Genomic DNA, 17,789 nt, shown 5'->3' with positions numbered 1-17,789 from the left:
CCCAGAGCGACACGGACCCAAGCTAACGATAGCGCGACGGCCGCCATCATGATGAGGAAATCTCAACCGGGCACCGCGGCGGCCGGGCAGCGCGGCGGCGTGACGGCGGACCTGATCGCAATCGCCTGCTACTCACTTACCCGAGGTGCTGTACAGCACCTGCGTTCGGGCATTGCGGGTTCGTGCAGCACCATCCGCGTTTCTCACGCACGCCAGACGCCAAAGAGGGCACGAGGGAAAGATTGCCGCAGTATCGGCAGATCCGCGCTTCAACGTTCCCCATGGACGGGATCGTAGCCCCGGATGGACCACAGCGCCAGTACCCTGCGAACTACAGGCGCCGACTCGCTGACGCCTGCACCAGCGGGCCCTGAGCAACCTGAAACCGGTCAAGTGCGAGATGATTCACATGGCCGCAGATCAGGCAAGGCTCTACACCTCCTCGGCCCAAGCGAGCAGAAGGAGCAAGCAGATGACGCGAACCCGCATCCACAACCTCTCCATATCGTTGGATGGTTTCGCGACAGGTGAGGGTCAGTCTCTCGACTCGCCCATGGGGCACGCCGGCCACCGACTGGCTGAGTGGATGTTTGCTACCCGCTTCGGTGCTCCCATCCTCGGGCGCAAGGGCGGCACCGCGGGCGTGGACGACGCGTTCGCCCAGCAGCACGAGCCGGGTATCGGCGCCGAGATCATGGGCGCGGGTAAGTTCGGGCCACCGGATTGGCAGGACGACCCCGACTGGAAGGGGTGGTGGGGGCCGAACCCTCCGTTCCACACGCCGACATTCGTGCTGACCCACCGCCCCCGGCCGTCGATCGAGATGGAGGGTGGCACCATCTTCCACTTCCTGGACTCCGCCCCGGCCGAGGCGCTCGAAGCGGCCCGAAAGGCGGCCGACGGACGGGACGTCCGCATCGGGGGCGGCGCGACCGTCGTGCGCGACTTCCTTGCCGCTGGCCTTGTCGACCACATGCACCTCGTCCAGGTGCCGATCGTGCTCGGCCGTGGCGTCCGGGTGTGGGACGGCTTAGAGGCGTTGGAGGAGGAGTACGACATCGAGGCCGTGTCGGCGCCCAGCGGTGTCACCCACCTGACCTTCGATCGGAAGACCCGTGATTAGAGCTGTGTCGCAGCCAGTGGTGAGACTTCGGGAGCCAACGCTCGGCAACGCACCGTTCGGACTCTGCCTGCACCTCGTGGCCGGGCCCGCCCCATGCATGCGACCAGGCCAAGCGACCCTGGGTTGGTGGGCCAGTCAGGTTCCGCAGAAGGTCCGGTATGCACCGAAGTGTTCCGGAGCGGGAGCGGCGTAGCGCGCGAACCCGTGACGCTCGTCGTACGGAGAGGGCATCCCTTCCCGCAGCCGATCACTTTCGACCTCCTCAACGGCGGTGGCTTAGAAGGATTGGCGAAAATCCATAATTCCGCCTAACCAGATACGAACGCGGCGTCCTCCGATCTGCGTTGCAGACGTGGAACAGAGTCGAGCAGCTCCCGAGTGTACCCATCCTGCGGGTTGGAGAACACCTCCCGGGCGCTGCCGCTTTCCACCACCGAGCCGAGCCTGAGCACCGTGATCGTGTCGGCGATTTGGCGCACCAGACCCAGGTCGTGGGTGATGAACAGATAGCTGAGGTTGTGCTGCTCCCGAAGGTCGAGAAGAAGCTCCACGATCTGTGCTTGCACTGTGACATCGAGGGCGGATGTCGGCTCGTCGAGCACGAGCACGTCTGGCGCGAGCACGAGCGTGCGAGCGAGAGCCACGCGCTGACGCTGACCGCCGGAGATCTCCCTCGCCGTCCGTCCGAGCACCGTCGACGGCAGCGCAACCTGGTCGAGGACGTCACCCACCCGCGCCCGTCGGCTCGCTGCGTTCCCGATGCCATGGATGCGGAGCGGCTCTTCGATGATGCGGCGCACGCTGTAGCGCGGGTCGACCGCGGAGAGCGGGTTCTGGTAGACGAGCTGGAGGGTACGCGCGAATGGGTTGGCGTACGTTTCGTGGCCGGGCAACTCCCTTCCTTTCACGACGGCGGTGCCCGTGTCGAAGCCGGTCAGCCCGGCGACGATACGCGCCAGGGTCGTCTTGCCCGACCCCGACTCACCGACGAGGGCGTGGATCGATCCCTCTGCGACGGTCAATGACACGTCGTCCAGAGCCCGCGTCGCCACGTCCGCCTTTGCTCGACCTCCGAAGGTCTTCGTGACGTTGGTGACCGAGACGATCTCGCGGGCGGATGCTCCCGGCTGGCGCACGCGATCCCGGTATCGGTCGGGTGACGCGGCCGGGGCATCGGAGAGCAGTGTGATCGTGTACGGGTCCCGGGGCGACACCAGGACAACATCTGCCGGTCCTTGTTCCCGCACAACCCCGTCCTTGAGCACGACGATCTCGTCGCTGCGCTCCTGTGCGAGTGCAAGGTCATGGGTGATGAACAGAACGCCGAGCCCCAGCTCCTCGCGAAGCCCGTCGAGGAGGTCGAGGATTCGTTTCTGTACGGTGACGTCGAGTGCCGAGGTCGGTTCATCCGCGATGAGCAAGGCCGGGTCGGCCGCGATGGCAATGGCGATGAGCACCCGCTGTAGTTGACCGCCGGACAGCTCGTGCGGAAAGGCGCGGGATCGCGCCCGGGCATCCCGGATGCCGACGTGTTCGAGGAGGCGGATGACACGAGCAGGAATCTCGGAGCGCGGGATCGATGCCTGGTTCAGGGCGCCGGCGATCTGCACTCCGATCCGCTGCAACGGGTCGAGAGAGCTGAGCGGGTCCTGGGGCACGAATCCGACTGAGCTTCCGCGAAGAGGGCGCCATTCGGAGGCGCTGTACCGAGTGACGTCACGCCCGACGACCTTCACCGATCCGGCGGTGAGATCTCCGTTGTGTGGCAGAAGACCCGCGACGGCGCGGGCGATGGTGCTTTTTCCCGAGCCGGACTGCCCGACGAGCGAAACGGTCGACCCGTGCGGCACGGTGAACGAGACATCGCGCACGACATCCTCGATCGGACCGCGCCTTCGACGGCGATATCCGATGGAGAGGTTGTCGACGACGAGCGGAGCAGGGAAGTCGGGCGCGAACAGGGTCACGGTGTGTTGCCTTCCTTGAGGACGCGGCTGAGCCGGCTGATGGAGAACACGGTCACGGCGATGACCAGCCCGGGAAGAACCACGAGCCAGGGGGACGAGACGACGTACTCGCGACCTTCGGACACGAGAAGCCCCCACTCCGGCTGGGGCGGCGGCGCTCCGTAGCCGAGGAAGCTCAGGGAGGAGATCCAAATGATCGAAATGCCGAATTGCAGCCCAGTGAGAGCGAGGACAGACGAGTAGGAGTTCGGGAAGATGTGACGGGCAAGCACGTACAGTCGTTTCCCCCCGAGGTGGTGACTCGCTTCGACGAACGGGAGCCCTTTGACTGTGAGTACCTCGGATCTCATGATCCGGGTGAACGCGGCGATCGACGCGATGCCGACGGCGACCGCTGCGTTGAGGGCGCCGAAGCCGAGGGCGACGACGACAACCATGGAGAGCAGCAGCCCTGGAATCGACAACAGCACGTCCACGAGCCGGCTGATGATGGCATCCGTGAGGCCGCCGAAGTACGCGGCAAGAAGCCCGAGGATCGTCCCGACGCCCAGACCGATCACCACGGCGACGGCTGAACCGAGGAGGGTTCTGCCGGTACCGTGGACAATTCGCGACAGTAGGTCCCTGCCGAGATAGTCCGTGCCGAACCAGTGCGAGAGGGACGGGGCGGTGAGGATGCTGGCGTCGTCCCCCACCAGCGGATCGTACGGAGAGAGGATCCGCGGTGCCAGCAGCGCGAGAAGGACGAGCGCGACGACGGCGAGTGCGAGATAGTCGACGGGTTCGAGCCGGGCGAGAAACGCACGGAACGAGCCGGCTTCTGCGCTTCGCCGCCGACTGCCGGAAGCCGCCAGAATGGGGGCGCTCATGCTGTCACCTTCTGTCTTCTGGTTGGGCGTGCCGCCGGTGCGCCACCGGGTTTCGCTCCGTGGCGGAGGATACGTGGGTCAAGGGTGGGGTAGAGCAGGTCGGTAATGAGGTTGATGACGACGTAGACCGTCGAGACGAGGATCACGACGATGAGGATGACCGGTGTGTCCTGGTCCCGCACGCTCTCGTAGGTGACGAAGCCGAGGCCGCGGCGCGAGAACACGGTTTCCACGACGACGGCTCCGGCGAGAAGCTCCCCGACCACGAGCGCCAGCACCGTGATCGACGGGATCGCACCGTTTCTCAGGATGTGACGGATCGCGATGGTTCCCTCACCCGTTCCCTTCGCTCGCAGCACAGTGACGAACGGCTCGGCGCGTGCTCTGCGGAGCCCCTGGATGAGCACCTCGGAGAGCACCCCGTTCACGGCGATGGCGAGGGTTGCGGCGGGCAGGATGTATGACACCAGGCCCTGGTCCCGGATGGACGACACCCAGCCGAGCTGGAACGAGAAGATCGTCAGCAGGAGAAAGCCGATCAGGAAGCTCGGTGTCGAGATCGAAATGATGGGGAGTGAGGCGGCCGCGTTCCGAAGAGCCGCCCAGGGTGCGAAAACCGTGGTCAGCGCGATTGCGAGCGAGAGCGCGAGGGTGAAGACGAAGGCCATGGCGGCCAGAACGATGGTGTCAGAGACACCCTGCGCGATGAGCTCGCTGACCGGCCTGCCGCTGACGAGGGAGTATCCGAGGTCGCCGGAGAATAACCGTCCGACGGTGATCGCGAACTGCTCGATCGGAGACTTGTCGAGCTGGTAGTAAGCGAGCAGCGCCTCGGCGGATGCCGGAGGCAGCGGGTTCAGCGGACTCGTCAGCTTGTTCTCGATCGGGTCACCGGGGAGGACGAAAAGCGTGAAGAACACGATGATGTAGACGAGGGCCACGACGAGGATGGCCTGGGCGATGCGTCGAGCGACGTACTGTCGAGCTGCCACTGGGGTTCCAATCTTGGAGGGTGCGGTGCACGAGGCGCCGCACCCGCGGGTCGCTAGTCGGTGACAGAGACGTTGTAGAACTCGGGGAGAGCTCCGTCGCTCAGTTGGAAGCCGTCGACCCGGTCCGCTGCAACGAATACCTGGCTGTCGTTGAGGATGGGAATGACATACGCCTGGTCGATGAGGTAGTCCTGGATCTGGCCGAGCAGGGCGGTGCGCTGGGCGTCGTCGGTAGCCGCGTTCTGCGCATCGAGGAGTGCCTGCAGCGTCGCATCCGATCCGGCGAGGCCGAGGAGGTCTGATCCGTCGGCGCTGTAGTACTCGCTCAGCCCCTTCGACGGGTCGGGGTGCGGCCAACCGACCCGGAGCGCCGCCACCTCAGGGTCGGCGAACGCGGTAGCCCAGTACGTCGAGTAGTCGAGTTCGTTGAGCGACAGTTCGATTCCGGCCTCGACGAACTGGTTCTGAATTGCCTGGAACAGACTCTTGGCCGTGTTGTCGTACACGTCGATGTAGGTCTTCACCACGAGCCGCTCGCCGTCCTTCGTGCGGTACCCGTCGGAGTCGCGTTCGGTGAATCCGGCGGCGTCGAGCAGGGCGTTGGTCTCATCGAGGTCGTACGCGAACTTCTCGGACTCGTCGAGGTAGCCGAAGGTGCCAGGAGCCAGGACGGATGTCGCCGGTGTCCAGCTTTCGGTGTACTGGTTCTTCACGATCGCGTCGCGGTCGATGACGTGCTGCAACGCCTTGCGGACGTTGATGTCTCCGAGGAAGGGAGCATCGGGCCGGAGGAACCATTGGTTGGAGAGCCCGACTCCCGTAGCGGCGACCACCTGGTATCCGGCATCGGCAAGTGCCTGCTCCTCGCTGGGCTGCACGTAACGGATGAGATCTCCCTCACCTGATTTGAGCGTGCCGAGGCGCACGCTGTCTTCGAGTACCGGAATCACGGTCACCTGTTCGAGGTGAGCCTCGCCCTGGTTGGCTGAGCTGGGCGGCGCCCACGCGTATCCGTCCCGCCGTGTGAGCACGATCTCCTTGCCGTATACCTCCGAGTCGACGACGAACGGGCCGCTGCCGATGAGGTTCACGAACTTCGATTGTCCTTCCTTGCTCGCGTCGATGGTCGCGTCGGCGACGAGGCCGGCCCCCCACCCGGTGAGCACATTGAGGAACGGGGCATACGGCTCGGGAAGCGTCACGACGACGGTTCGCTCGTCGTCGTCGGCCACCGCGGTGAGGCCGGATGGGAACTGCGCGTTGGGTGTGGTGCCCTTCGCGTCATCACCCCTCGACTGCCACTCGAGGTTCTTCTTGACGCTCGACGCATTCACCGGGGTGCCGTCGCTGTAGGTCACGCCCTTGCGGAGAACGAAAGTGTAGGTCAGGCCGTCCGGACTCGCCGTCCAGCTCTCGGCGATCCAGGGCTCGAGTTCCCCGGAGTCAGCGTTGCGGTAGAGGAGGCGGTCGGTGATGTTCTGCTGCAGGGCACGTGTCTGCCACGTGCCGGACTCCTGCACCTGGGCGCTCGTCGCGATCTCCGCGTCCAGGTAGGTCAGCGTGCCACCGTCGGAGGACGCCGCAGGTGTCTGCGCTGCGCAGCCGGCGGTCAACAGAGTGACGGCGGTGACGGCTGCGGCGAGCCAGATGTTCTTCTTCACGGATGCTCCTGAGTTGGGTGATGTGCCGAGCCGGCGTCGTGAGCCGAGTCGTGCTGCGGGGGGTCAACGGTTCTCATGCTGCAGTCATGCGCGACCCAGTGTCGACCTGTGTTGCGGCATGTGTCGACATATTCGGTCATAAAAAAACCAGGTAGAGCCGTATTTCTAAACGCCGGAGACCACGGTCACGCCGAAGACCACGGTCACGCCGAAAGCGTGCTCGTGGGCTCCACGACTCGACGGTCAGTTCTGCGGGGCGTGAGCCTCGTGCTGCCGGGCCCAGGGAGACGGGTCTGCCCGGTTGATGTACCAGTCCCCCACGAGCCGCCCCTTGTAGCCGCGCGGGTTGTGCGAGACGAGCGTGCGAGCGTTACGCCAGTGCCTGTCGAGACCGGTGCTGCGTTCCACCGCTGACGAGCCGAGAGCGTCGTAGAGCTCCGTGGAGGCCCGCAGGGCGGCATCCGCTGCGACGAGTTGCGCCTCCCAGGTCGCGACCGCCGCTGCACGCAGCTGGTTGGCCGTACCGGACGAGGCGGAGTTCTCGAACGAGGCGGCGGGCTGCGGGATCGGGGAGGTGACCGCGTCGCGTTCCAGCTCCGCGAGCCCTGCATCGAGCTCGGATGCGGCGTTCAGGACGATCGAGCGTGCGGCTGCTGCCGCGGCCGCAACGCCGCCGATGGCCTCCTGGACGATCGCGTCGTCGCGTGGAGCGGCGGCGAGCCCCTGCGGGTAGTTCCGCACCCGCGCCCGGACGGCGGCAGCTCCCTCATCCCGGGCCGAGAGGGCGACGCCGGCCAGGGAAGTGAGCAGCACGATCTGATAGATGATCTCCTGGTGCGGCGCCCTCTCGTCCGACCGGAACACCGCATCGCCAGCGACCGCTGAACGGTCGAAGACGGTCGTCCCGCTTCCCGTCAGCCGCTGGCCGATGCCGTCCCAGTCGTCGAAGAGTTCGACACCCTCACCGTGGGCGTCGACGAGGACGAACACGTCGCTGTCGTCCGCGGCCTTTGCCGCGACGGAGATCCAGTCGCCGTAGATGCTGCCTGTGCTGTAGTACTTCGTCCCAGTGACCGTCGGCGGCACAGTGGTCGCATCGAATCGAGTGGAGTTTCCGGCGCCCGGGACCGTCGCACGCTCAGACCACGCGCCTCCCACGATGTCTCCGGAGGCGATCCGGTCCAGCCATTCGCTCCACCGCGGGCATCCCGGTGCCACACCCTGTCTTCAACGAACGCAATGTGGTTGCGCCACAACTGCGGCTGATTGGCGTCCGCAGTGCCCAACTCGATGAGAAGGTCGGTGAACTCGGTGACCGTGAGCCCGGCACCCCCCGCGTCCACAGGCAGGCGCAGCGCACCGAAGCCTGCCTCAGCGAGCAATCGCACCTCCTCCAACGGGAGGGATCCATCCTGGTCGTGTTCTGCGGCTCGACTCGCGATCGTCGCGAACACCGGCCGCAGTCGTCGACGCGCCTCCTGGAGCCCCACGGGAACCTCAAGCGTCTGAGTTGCGATGGAATTCATGGACGTGCTCCTTCCAGGAGAGCATTCGACCCCGCGAGAAGGCCATGGCCACCGCGGTAGGCGGCGGCGGGGTGGGTGGACGGGAGGCGGTCTCCCGCCCCAGTGAGGCGGTCCCGCAGGGTCTCCCCCCGGACATATGACTCACGCACCCGTCCGCGTCTGCGGAGTTCCGGTACGACGAGGTCGACGAAATCACGGACAGTGTCGAAGCTGTGGTACTGCCGTAGGTTGATGCCGTCGATGCCGAGTTCATCGAGCCAGCGCTCGATCTCGTCGGCGACGGCGCGCGGGGTACCTGCAACGAAGAAGTCGCGTTCGAGCTCGGTGGCCGCCGATGCGGCGAAATCCTCGATGCTCTGGCCGAGCACGGCGGTTGGCACGGCCTCTTCAGCGACACCCTCGCGCCGGAGTGCTTCAGCCACTGTGATGTCGCCGGGGTGCGCGGTCGGGTCGAAAGGCAGGCTTGCGTGGACGTAGCGCCCGATCGTACTCGCGTGGCGGCGGTAGACATCGAGTTTGTCGGCGACCTCAGCGTCGGTCCGGCCGACAATGACCGCGGCCTGCACGATCACTTTGAGTGAATCCCCTGGTCTGCCGTTAGCGCGGGCTGCCTCTCGGAAGCGGCCGACCAGCGGGGTGATCCCCGATTCCCCCCTGGCCCCGGTGAAGACCGCCTCAGCGTGTTTACCTGCCTGGCTGATGCCGGCCGGCGATGCCGTCGCCTGGAACAGCACAGGAGTGCGCTGCCTGGATGGTTCGGAGAGGTGAGGCCCGGCGACCTGGAAGTGCTCACCGGCATGGTCGATGTAGCGCACCTTGGCCGGATCCGAATAGATCCCCCCTTCCGCATCTCGGATTACAGCGTCGTCGTCCCATGACCCTTCCCACAGCTTGTAGAGCACATCGAGGTACTCCTCCGCGATGGCGAAACGGGTGTCATGGGAGATTTCACCGGAGAGACCGAAGTTGCGGGCGGCGTTCGGGAGGTAGGAGGTGACGATGTTCCAGCCAATACGACCGGACGTGAGATGGTCCAGGGTGCTCATCCGGCGCGCGAACGCAAACGGGGGTTCGTAGCTCGTCGATGCGGTGACACCGAAACCCACGTTGTCGGCAACGGCGGCCATGGCTGGAACGACGAGCAGCGGATCGTTGTTGGGAATCTGCAACCCTTCACGGAGAGCATCCTCCGGGCCCCCGCGGAAGACGTCGTATGCACCAATGACATCGGCGATGAAGATGGCGTCGAATCCACCGTCCTCCACGATCCGTGCGAGTTCGGTCCAGTACCGGATATCGGTATAGCGATGCCGGTTGTTTCCCGGCAACCGCCACAGCCCGTGGGTGATGTGACTGACGCAGTTCATTTCGAAGAGATTCAGGATGAGCTTCTTCTGGGTGTTCGGAGACATGGCGCTGCCCTTCCGGCTGGCGTGCATGAACCGTTCAGTCGCATGCAGGGGTGGCGATCGGGTCCTTTGAACGCGCTCTCTCGGCGTTAGGACTGGCCCCATGTTAGAAGCGCTCGGCACAGGATGATCCGGTTTCTAACGGAGTATGTCGCGGGATGTCGTCATGTGTCCTCCACACACGTGTTCGACCTGTCTCCCACCCCGCTGGCCCGGTGGAGCCAGCGGAGTATTCCTCACGTGGTACCGCGTCGTTCGCCCAGGCCCTCAGCGTTGGCTCCACGATCCGCCAGCGCACGGGCCGCGCGCGCTCCGCGCTGAAGGGCGACAGGCCGGATGCCATGATGCACAGCCGCAGATCGGCCGCTCGATGCCCCTGGGCCACAGACCTCTAGCCACGACGCGGTGCACCGTGCTAAACCGGGGAGGCGAGACAAGTCGCAAACCCGGAACGGGGAGACCCCCGGGAGGCATGCCGGGACCGGCCGGACGATGAAAGGAACAAACTCATGCCCACGTATCAGATCGGCTACTTCGTCGGAAGCCTGACCACCGGATCCATCAACCGAACTCTCTCTGAGGCACTGGTCAAGCTCGCCCCGGAAGGCTTGGAGTTCAATGAAATTCCTATCGGTGGCCTTCCTCTCTACAGTGGCGACTACGATGCCGACTACCCTGCAGAAGGCCGAGCTTTGAAAGAAGCGATCGAAACCGCAGACGGCATCCTGTTCATTTCCCCGGAGTACAACCGCTCCATTCCCGGCGCGCTCAAAAACGCGATCGACTGGGGCTCACGGCCATGGGGCACCAACTCCTTCGCCCGCAAGCCCACCGGCATCATCGGGGCTTCGCCTGGTGGCATCGGTACGGCTGTCATGCAATCCTCAATGCGCAGCGTCCTCAGCTTCCTCGATGCCCCGCAGCTGAACTCCCCAGAGGCTTACATCAGCTTCCGGCCCGAAGTCTTCGGGAACGACGGGGAGGTGAAGGACGAAAGCACCCGTGACTTCCTGCGCCACTACATGGACGAATACGGCGCATTCGTCCAGCGCGTCCTGGCAGCGAACGCACCGGGTCACATTGGCGACGAAGAGCCGGACTCCCGCAAGTAACACGGCGACCGGGGAAGTCCGGCTGAAAGGCGGTTCTGCCGCCTTCTTGCCGAGGACGTGACCTGCGGGAAGCTTGCATTGCGCTGGCCAGCTCGTTCCCCCTGCTTCGAGAACGAGCGCTGCATGTGCCCATCTCGCGTCTGCGAGCTACCGGCTGAGCATGAAATCGGCCATGAGCTTCTCGACGGCTTCGACCATGTCGGTGCCAGATGCCGTCTTGCAGCCGGCGGCTTGTGCAGCCGCAATGAACGGGGTCATCAGCGTCCGGTGATGACCTCGCCGACGAACACGGATCCGCGCGATCGGCGCCACGAGCACGAGTAACGCGTCGAAGTGAAGCGAAAGCGTGATCGTGGACCGAGTCACGCTGAACGCATAAGGCGTCCCTTTCTTACCGAAGCGCTTCACGATGCCGCCGACGATCCGCTCGATGGCCCCGTAGCTCGAACAGGGAGGGTGAGGACGCGGACAGGTACGGATGAGTACGGGCCGATTCGGTCACGGGGAGGGTTTCTGGCGCGTTCCTGGTCACGTCCTTCCGTCAGCGGGTCAGTTCAGCGCTTGACACTGTGGAGGCCGACGTTCGCCCAGAGCTCGTAGAAGTGGTGGACCGGTCCGGGTCCGTGGCCGATCTCGAGAGAGTCGGCGGCCCTCAATGCCCCGGTCAACCAGCGCTTCGCTTGGCTCATGGTCGAAGTCCACGATCCGCCTCGCACGGCCAGGGCCGCCATTGCCGAGGACAGCGAGCAGCCGGTGCCATGGGTGTTGATCGTGGACACCCGAGGCTCGGTGAACAGGTGTTCGTTCACGGCGTCGAGCCACAGATCGGTTGCGTCCTCCCCCGTCAGGTGCCCACCCTTGAGGAGCACCCGCCTGGCGCCGAGGCGAAGCAGATTCCCGCCTTGCTCACGCATCTCCGCGAGGTCGGTGGCCTCCCGTTGCTCGAGCAACACCGCGGCCTCGGGAATGTTCGGGGTGATGACGGATGCCAGGGGCAGCAGGTCACGCATGGCCGCCACAGCGTCGTCGGCAAGGAGCCGGGAGCCGCTGGTGGAGACCATCACCGGATCCAGCACCACCACGGGCCCGCCTTCGGAGGTGAACTCGCGCAGGAAGTCCGCTACGGCACGCACGGTCGCAGCGTTCGCGAGCATCCCGATCTTGATGGCATCCACCCTCACATCCGCCACGAGGGTGTCGAGCTGCGCACGCACGAACTCCGAAGGCACCGTGTGGACGCCGGTCACCCCCTGGGTCGACTGGGCGGTCAGCGCCGTAATCACTGCGGTGCCATACGCCCCCAACGCCGAGAACGTCTTGAGGTCGGCCTGGATGCCGGCCCCACCGGACGGATCGGAGCCGGCAATGGTGAGGATCACCGGTGGCCTGCCCCCGCGTTCCCCACCGTCCCATGGGTCGTTCGGCGTGGAACTCGCCTGGACGGAACCGTCATCGGACAGGACAGAATCGGCAGCCACGGGCATCCGCGGTGCTCCTTTCACTGGCAGGGGGTGGGCCCTGAAGGCTGGACAGGGTTTTCTGATCCGACGTGGTTTACCCAGGCCAGTATTCCGCCGTCGAGGTGGCGGACGTTTTCTTCTCGTTGTGCGAAGTGATCGCGCAGCCGAGCCAGCGCGGCGGCGGAGCGGCCGCCCGCCTGGCAGTGCAGCACGAGGTCGGTGCCGCGGACCTCTGCAGGGAGGGCTGCTTCCCCGGAGTCGAGCAGTTCCTGTAGCGGAACGGACAGTGCACCCGGGATGCTCGCCAGCTCGCGTTCCCAGCCCTCCCGAACGTCCACGAGGGTGAAGGCCGCCTCCCCGCGACCCCGCCGCTCGAGGAGGTCCGCCAGTTCGGCTGCGGTGAGGATCTCGTGCGGGGCGACCGCGGCGCCCCCCGGCACCGCACAGGACGAGTCGATCTCCTGAACGGCCGTCACCGGCATGGCATCCGGATCCCGGACGAGGCGCAGTTCTCGCCACGTCATCGCCATCGCGTCGTGCATCAGGATGCGCCCGATCAGGGGTTCCCCCGTGCCGGTGATGAGCTTGATCGCCTCGGTGGTCATGATGGAGCCGATCGTGGCAGGGAGAATTCCCACCACCCCGCCTTCGGCGCAGCTGGGCACCTCTCCGGGCGGCGGCGCCTCCGGGTAGAGATCCCGGTAGGTGGGCCCGTGCTGGGCCCAGAAGACGCTGACCTGCCCCTGGAAGCGCAGGATCGAACCCCACACGCACGGACGGCCGGTCACCGTCGCCGCGTCGCTGACGACGTAGCGGGTGGCGAAATTATCCGTACCATCCAGCACCAGGTCGTACTGCCCGACGAGCTCCACGGCGTTGTCGGCGGTCAACCGGACGGGGTGCGTTCGCACCTCCACCAGCGGATTGAGCCGGGCCACCGCGTCGGCTGCGGAATCTGTCTTGAGCCTGCCGAGGTCAGCGACCGTGTGGATCACCTGGCGCTGCAGGTTGGTGAGCGCCACGACGTCGTCGTCGACGATCCCCAGCGTTCCGACCCCGGCCGCGGCGAGATATTGCAGCGCGGGTGCGCCGAGCCCACCGGCCCCGATGACGAGGACGCGGGCGTTCCGGAGCCGCCGTTGCCCGAGGCTCCCGATCTCGGGGAGGGACAGGTGACGGGCATAACGCTCGAGCTCGTCGCGGGTCAGCTCGGGGCCGGGCTCGACGAGCGGGGGCAGCGCGCTCATCGCGCTCCCCCGGTCGGCGCCCAGTCGCCGCGGGGCACGCTCGCCGGCGTGTCAGCGTCGATCAGTCCATCCATCGGCGAGGAGGCGACGGCGTGGCGGCGCGCGGGGATGCGGCCGGCACCGGCGGCCAGCCGTCCGGCGGCCACCGCGTGCCGCATCGCCGTGGCCATGGCGACGGGGTTCTGGGCCCGGGTCACAGCGCTGGCCAGCAGCACGGCGTCGCAGCCGAGTTCCATGGCAAAGGCGGCCTCGGAGGCGGTGCCAATGCCCGCGTCGAGGACCACCGGCACTCCGGCCCGGGAGGCGATGAGCTCGATGTTGTGCGGGTTGAGAATGCCCAAGCCGGTGCCGATGGGCGACCCGAGGGGCATCACGGCAGCCGCACCATAATCCTCCAGTCGGCGGGCGACGGCCGGGTCATCGGAGGTGTAGGCGAAGACCTTGAAGCCACGCGCGACCAGCTGTTCGGTGGCGTCCAACAGTTCGACGACGTCAGGCAGCAGTGTGTCTTCGTCGGCGATGACCTCGAGCTTGACCCAGTCCGTCTCCAGCGCCTCCCGGCCCAGCTCCGCGGTCAGCAGGGCATCGCGGGCGGTGTAGCAGCCGGCGGTGTTCGGCAGGATGCGGATGCCGTTACGCTCCAGCAATGAGAACAGCGTGTCTCCCTGCCCGGGGGCGTAGCGGCGCAGAGCCACGGTGGTCAGCTCGGTCCCAGAGGCGAGCAGGGCCTGCTCCAGCGTGTGGAGGGAGCTCAGTCCCCCGGTGCCCATGATCAGGCGCGACGAGAACTCCACCCCGTCGACGAGGAGCGGGTCCGGGTGCGAGGCGATGGTCACGGGTCAGCCTCCCTGCACGGCGGTGATGATTTCGATGGTCTGGCCCGCAACCACCGGGGTGCGATGCCACCGGCTGCGCGGGACGACGACCGCGTCGACCGCCACGGCCATGCCCAGACGGCTGCCGTCCAGTGCGTGCCCGTCGGATCCGATGGGCCGCCCGGCAGCCTGCGCGACCAGATCAACCAGGGTCGTGTCCTCGGACACAGCCTGGCTGGTGCCGTTGAGGGTGATGGTGGACATCAGATTCTCCCGTTCTGGTGGGCGGCGGCGTGGGCGGATGCCCCGCGATGGCCGGTGGCCGCCGCGTCGAAGCGGTGAGGGTCGGTGGTGGTCAGATGCGCGGTGTCAGCGTCCGGATCGGTCCCTGCCTGACCGGTGACCAGCTGGGCGACGAGGCGAGCGGCGAGCGGGGCAAGCAACACCCCGTGGCGGAAGTAACCGGTAGAAACCACCACACCGGGCACCGGTTTACCGTCAGCGTCCCTGATCCGCCCGAGGTAGGGCGCATCGTCGGGGGTACCGGGGCGGGCGCGGGCCATGACCTCGGTCAGCTCCAGGTCGGCGACTCCCGGTACAAGGGCCTGGGCATCGCGCAGCAACTGGAAGACCCCGCCGGCGCTGGCTCCGGCGAGGTCGTCTTCGCGGGAGGTTGCCCCGATGACGACGGTGCCGTCGGCGCGAGGCACGAGGTACACCGGGCGCCCGTGCACGAGGCCGCGGACCGTTCGCTCGATCAGGTGCCGGTTGCCCGGTGGGAGGCGGGCACGGAGGATGTCGCCGTGGACGGGACGCAACGGCATCCGGCAGGTGGACGGGAGGCCTTCCAGCCCGGCGACGCCCAGCCCCGGCGCGAGGATCGTCTCTGCGGCGACCACAGTTTGCCCGGCCGCCAACTCAACACCGGCGACGGCGCCCTGTGCGCCCCGTCTCAGCGCTCTGGCCTGCGCGCGCACGAGGCGCACCGGGCCCCCGTCGGGCAACGCACCGGTTGTGTGCGGCCCGGTCAGGGCCGTCAGCAGTCCGGTCACCAGCCGACGCGGGTCGATCTGGTGATCGGTAGGGATGCGGAACACGGCGGACAGCCGCGGGGTCAACGCCGGCTCGAGAACGCGGGCTTCGCGGAGGGTCATCGACTCCACCGCCATGCCATGGCGTTGCTGCAGTCGGCTCAGGTCGGTCAGGGCCTGCCGGTCGGCCGGGTCGACTCCGCAGACCAGGGTCTCGGTTGCACGGTAGCCCACGGTCTCTCCGGATGCCTGCTCGACGGCGGCGGCGAAAGCCTGGTATTCGGCAGCGGATGCGCTCATCAGCGGGTACAGCGATTCCTGTTGGTACTGGACCTCGCTGACGGGGGCGAGCATTCCGGCAGCCGCGCGCGAGGCACCCTCTCCGGGCGCGGGGTCGACAACGGCGACGGATCGGCCGCGTCGGCGCAACTCCCAGGCGGTGGCCAGTCCGATCAGCCCGGCGCCGACGATCACGACGTCGACCGCTCCGGTCGCGGCACGCGCAGGAGAAGCCGGGTGCGCAGAAGTCACCGCGTGTCCTTTCCTCCGGCGGCATGACCCGCATCAGGTGTGGCGGTCGGCGTTCAAGCCCTCTCAGCCCCGCTGGGACTCCCGCAGAACCCCCTGACTATCATCAAGGGTGTGACCCATCCTATCCCCGCCTTCGCCGTGCCAGCCGACCGGGGCCCCCACTATGGCCGCGCCGAGAAACTCGCCGATGCGCGTCTGTACCTCTGCACGGATGCTCGGAGCCGGCAGGGCGACCTCGAGGAGTTCCTGCACGCCGCCTACGCCGGCGGGGTCGACATCATCCAGTTACGGGACAAGGCGCTGGACACCGATGCGGAGATCGCCGCGCTGCACCTGCTGGCCGGCGTGGCGCGTGAGCACGGCAAGCTCTTCGCCGTCAACGACCGGGCCGACATCGCCTCCCTCGTGAACGCTGACGTCTTCCACATCGGCCAGCGCGACCTCTCCCCCGCGCAGGCGCGGTCGCTGCTCGGCACCGAGGTGTTGATCGGCCGTTCCACCCATGACCTCGACCAGGCCCGTACGGCTGCCGCAGACCCGGAGGTCGACTACTTCTGCACCGGACCGTTGTGGGAGACCCCCACCAAGCCCGGCCGCGCCGCAACCGGACTGGGCCTGGTCCGGGAGGTGGCCCGGTTGCGCACAGGGTCGCCCGCGGCTGCCGGCATCCCGTGGTTCGCCATCGGGGGCATCGATGCCGGGCGGCTGCCTGACGTCCTCGAGGCAGGAGCGAACCGCGTGGTCGTGGTACGCGCGATCACTGAGGCGGCCGACCCGCACGCCGCTGCAAAGAAACTCCGCGAGCTACTTCCCGCCTGAATACACCGCACGAGACAGAGGCACCATGAGCGGCCCGGCGCAGGGCTCCGGATGCCCGCCGGTCCCGTCCAGGTGTCCGCGCAGCGTATCGTCGGTGTACGCGGCGCGAAACAGTCCCCGCCACTGGAATACCGCGACGACGTGGTCGACAAAGCTGTCGAGGTCATCCGGTAGTCACCGAGACATGAGGTTGAACCCGTCGGCCGGACTGTTCTGAACCCACTCCTCGATCTGGTCGGCGACCATGGTGGTGCTGTCATCCGACGGATGTTATGCGGCTCAGTCCATGACGAGGCCGCCGTCGACGACGAGGTTCTGCCCGGTCACCGACCGGGCCCAGGGTGACGCGAAGAAGAGAACCGCGTCGGCGAACTCCGCGGGGGTGGTGACCCGGCCAAGGGGTGTTCCCGCGGCGATGGCGTCGAAGACCTCCTCTGGGGTGGCCGCGCTCGCGTCGGTAGTGCGCAACAGCCCGCCGGAGACCATGTTCACTGTGATGCCGTGCTGGCCAAGGTCCTTGGCCGTCGTGCGGGTAAGCGACAGAAGTGCCGCTTTCGCCGCCGTGTAGTCGTGGTAGGGCACGACAGGGTTCTGGAACAGGTTGGTGCCGATGTTGACGATCCTCCCGAAACCCTGCTCCTGCATGTACGGCAAGGCCGCCTGGGTCGTGTTGAGCGCCCCGCGGACGCTCCCCGCGAACTGTGCGGCGAAGTCCTCCCAGGCGATCTCGGCGACGCCCGAGCGGGCATCCCCGTTGAAGGAGAAGTTCATCAGCGCGCTGTTCACCACAGTCGTAACCGGCGCCCCAAAGCACTCCCGTGCCGTAGCCAGCATGGCGGCGACCTGCGCCGGGTCGGTGACATCGGCGGCCAGCGCCACTGCCCGGTCCGGACCGAACTGGGCGGCCAACTCCTCAGCGGCTTCTCGACTGGTGAGGTAGTTGACGATCACCCGGGCGCCCTGACCGGCGAAGGCTTCGACGATGTTGCGGCCCAAGCCGCGGCCGCCTCCGGTTACTACGACAACTTGCTCTGCGATATTCATGGGCGCTCCTCAAGGCGGGGCGAAAGAGCGCAAGCCCGATGGCGACGCCAACCGAGCGGACATCCCTTCGCCAGTACTAACTGGATCAGGTTCGACGGGTTTATCTCAGCTGGTCCCCAGAACGGCACCGGCACCCCGTGTCACTGGCCATGAGCATAGCCGATCCGGCCCCTGCGGCGAGTC

General features: G+C 66.8%; 17 protein-coding genes, 2 pseudogenes and 2 riboswitches. Of the genes and pseudogenes, 4 read left to right on the top strand and 15 right to left on the bottom strand.

The annotated features are described in order from the left end of the window. Nucleotides 1–472 precede the first annotated feature (472 nt). On the top strand, nt 473–1,123 hold the full coding sequence (locus tag JWP90_RS04895) for a dihydrofolate reductase family protein (RefSeq protein ID WP_297360477.1): 651 nt from the start codon (nt 473–475) through the stop codon (nt 1,121–1,123). Between the two features lie 308 nt (nt 1,124–1,431). Here JWP90_RS04895 and JWP90_RS04890 read toward each other — a convergent pair whose 3' ends face one another. The 8 genes and pseudogenes from JWP90_RS04890 to JWP90_RS04860 all read right to left on the bottom strand — a co-directional run. Then, nucleotides 1,432–3,090, bottom strand: coding sequence for an ABC transporter ATP-binding protein (locus JWP90_RS04890; RefSeq protein WP_297360475.1), 1,659 nt, complete (start codon nt 3,088–3,090; stop codon nt 1,432–1,434). Next, complete coding sequence (locus JWP90_RS04885) at nt 3,087–3,959, bottom strand: ABC transporter permease (protein WP_297360472.1); 873 nt, start codon at nt 3,957–3,959, stop codon at nt 3,087–3,089. The genes JWP90_RS04890 and JWP90_RS04885 overlap by 4 nt, the downstream gene beginning before the upstream one ends. Further along, nucleotides 3,956–4,951 (bottom strand): ABC transporter permease, encoded by a 996-nt coding sequence (locus tag JWP90_RS04880; protein ID WP_297360470.1) that lies wholly within the window; start codon nt 4,949–4,951, stop codon nt 3,956–3,958. The genes JWP90_RS04885 and JWP90_RS04880 overlap by 4 nt, the downstream gene beginning before the upstream one ends. 53 nt (nt 4,952–5,004) lie before the next feature. Then, nucleotides 5,005–6,612 (bottom strand): ABC transporter substrate-binding protein, encoded by a 1,608-nt coding sequence (locus JWP90_RS04875; protein ID WP_297360467.1) that lies wholly within the window; start codon nt 6,610–6,612, stop codon nt 5,005–5,007. Between the two features lie 243 nt (nt 6,613–6,855). Further along, entirely contained in the window at nt 6,856–7,830 is a 975-nt protein-coding gene (locus JWP90_RS04870; protein WP_297360464.1) for a monooxygenase, read from the bottom strand. Between the two features lie 59 nt (nt 7,831–7,889). After that, nucleotides 7,890–8,138 (bottom strand): annotated as a pseudogene (locus tag JWP90_RS13155) (acyl-CoA dehydrogenase family protein); the annotation flags it as partial. Continuing rightward, nucleotides 8,135–9,550 (bottom strand): NtaA/DmoA family FMN-dependent monooxygenase, encoded by a 1,416-nt coding sequence (locus tag JWP90_RS04865; RefSeq protein WP_297360461.1) that lies wholly within the window; start codon nt 9,548–9,550, stop codon nt 8,135–8,137. The pseudogene JWP90_RS13155 and the gene JWP90_RS04865, both read right to left, overlap by 4 nt. A 103-nt stretch (nt 9,551–9,653) precedes the next feature. After that, nucleotides 9,654–9,839 (bottom strand): annotated as a pseudogene (locus tag JWP90_RS04860) (hypothetical protein); the annotation flags it as partial. Nucleotides 9,840–10,056: 217 nt separating this feature from the next. Here JWP90_RS04860 and JWP90_RS04855 point away from each other — a divergent pair. Continuing rightward, on the top strand, nt 10,057–10,659 hold the full coding sequence (locus JWP90_RS04855) for an NADPH-dependent FMN reductase (RefSeq protein WP_297360458.1): 603 nt from the start codon (nt 10,057–10,059) through the stop codon (nt 10,657–10,659). Between the two features lie 147 nt (nt 10,660–10,806). Here the strand turns inward: JWP90_RS04855 and JWP90_RS04850 are convergent, their stop codons facing one another. The 6 genes from JWP90_RS04850 to thiO form a co-directional block, all read right to left on the bottom strand. Continuing rightward, the gene (locus JWP90_RS04850; RefSeq protein WP_297360482.1) at nt 10,807–11,091 is read right to left on the bottom strand and encodes a hypothetical protein; all 285 of its coding nucleotides are present in this window, start codon (nt 11,089–11,091) and stop codon (nt 10,807–10,809) included. A 122-nt stretch (nt 11,092–11,213) separates the two neighbouring features. Beyond that, a complete protein-coding gene (gene thiD / locus JWP90_RS04845) occupies nt 11,214–12,143 on the bottom strand; it encodes a bifunctional hydroxymethylpyrimidine kinase/phosphomethylpyrimidine kinase (protein WP_297360455.1) in 930 nt (309 codons plus the stop codon). 14 nt (nt 12,144–12,157) lie between these two features. Beyond that, nucleotides 12,158–13,366: a molybdopterin-synthase adenylyltransferase MoeB gene (gene moeB / locus JWP90_RS04840; RefSeq protein WP_297360452.1), complete on the bottom strand. Its 1,209-nt coding sequence runs from the start codon at nt 13,364–13,366 to the stop codon at nt 12,158–12,160. After that, nucleotides 13,363–14,202, bottom strand: coding sequence for a thiazole synthase (locus JWP90_RS04835; protein ID WP_297360448.1), 840 nt, complete (start codon nt 14,200–14,202; stop codon nt 13,363–13,365). The genes moeB and JWP90_RS04835 overlap by 4 nt, the downstream gene beginning before the upstream one ends. A gap of 3 nt (nt 14,203–14,205) precedes the next feature. Then, on the bottom strand, nt 14,206–14,445 hold the full coding sequence (thiS, locus tag JWP90_RS04830) for a sulfur carrier protein ThiS (RefSeq protein WP_297360445.1): 240 nt from the start codon (nt 14,443–14,445) through the stop codon (nt 14,206–14,208). Then, nucleotides 14,445–15,743, bottom strand: a complete 1,299-nt coding sequence (thiO, locus tag JWP90_RS04825) for a glycine oxidase ThiO (RefSeq protein WP_297360443.1) — start codon at nt 15,741–15,743, stop codon at nt 14,445–14,447. Before thiO ends, thiS begins: the two co-directional genes overlap by 1 nt. Continuing rightward, nucleotides 15,737–15,838: riboswitch (TPP riboswitch) on the bottom strand. (Overlaps the previous gene by 7 nt.) Before the next feature lie 43 nt (nt 15,839–15,881). On the opposite strand from thiO, the gene thiE reads away from it, so the two are divergent. Both thiE and JWP90_RS04815 read left to right on the top strand, forming a co-directional pair. Continuing rightward, nucleotides 15,882–16,562, top strand: coding sequence for a thiamine phosphate synthase (gene thiE / locus JWP90_RS04820; protein ID WP_297360480.1), 681 nt, complete (start codon nt 15,882–15,884; stop codon nt 16,560–16,562). A gap of 51 nt (nt 16,563–16,613) precedes the next feature. Next, entirely contained in the window at nt 16,614–16,736 is a 123-nt protein-coding gene (locus JWP90_RS04815; protein ID WP_297360441.1) for a hypothetical protein, read from the top strand. 105 nt (nt 16,737–16,841) lie between these two features. Here the strand turns inward: JWP90_RS04815 and JWP90_RS04810 are convergent, their stop codons facing one another. Further along, nucleotides 16,842–17,606 carry a 3-oxoacyl-ACP reductase gene (locus JWP90_RS04810; protein ID WP_297360438.1) on the bottom strand — a complete coding sequence of 255 codons (765 nt, stop codon included), beginning with the start codon at nt 17,604–17,606 and terminating at the stop codon, nt 16,842–16,844. A gap of 45 nt (nt 17,607–17,651) precedes the next feature. Then, a riboswitch (TPP riboswitch) is annotated at nt 17,652–17,754 on the bottom strand. Nucleotides 17,755–17,789: the final 35 nt, after the last annotated feature.

The organism is Mycetocola sp., assembly GCF_025464835.1.
Taxonomy (GTDB): domain Bacteria; phylum Actinomycetota; class Actinomycetes; order Actinomycetales; family Microbacteriaceae; genus Mycetocola_A.
This window is presented reverse-complemented; position numbering and strand designations above follow the sequence as displayed.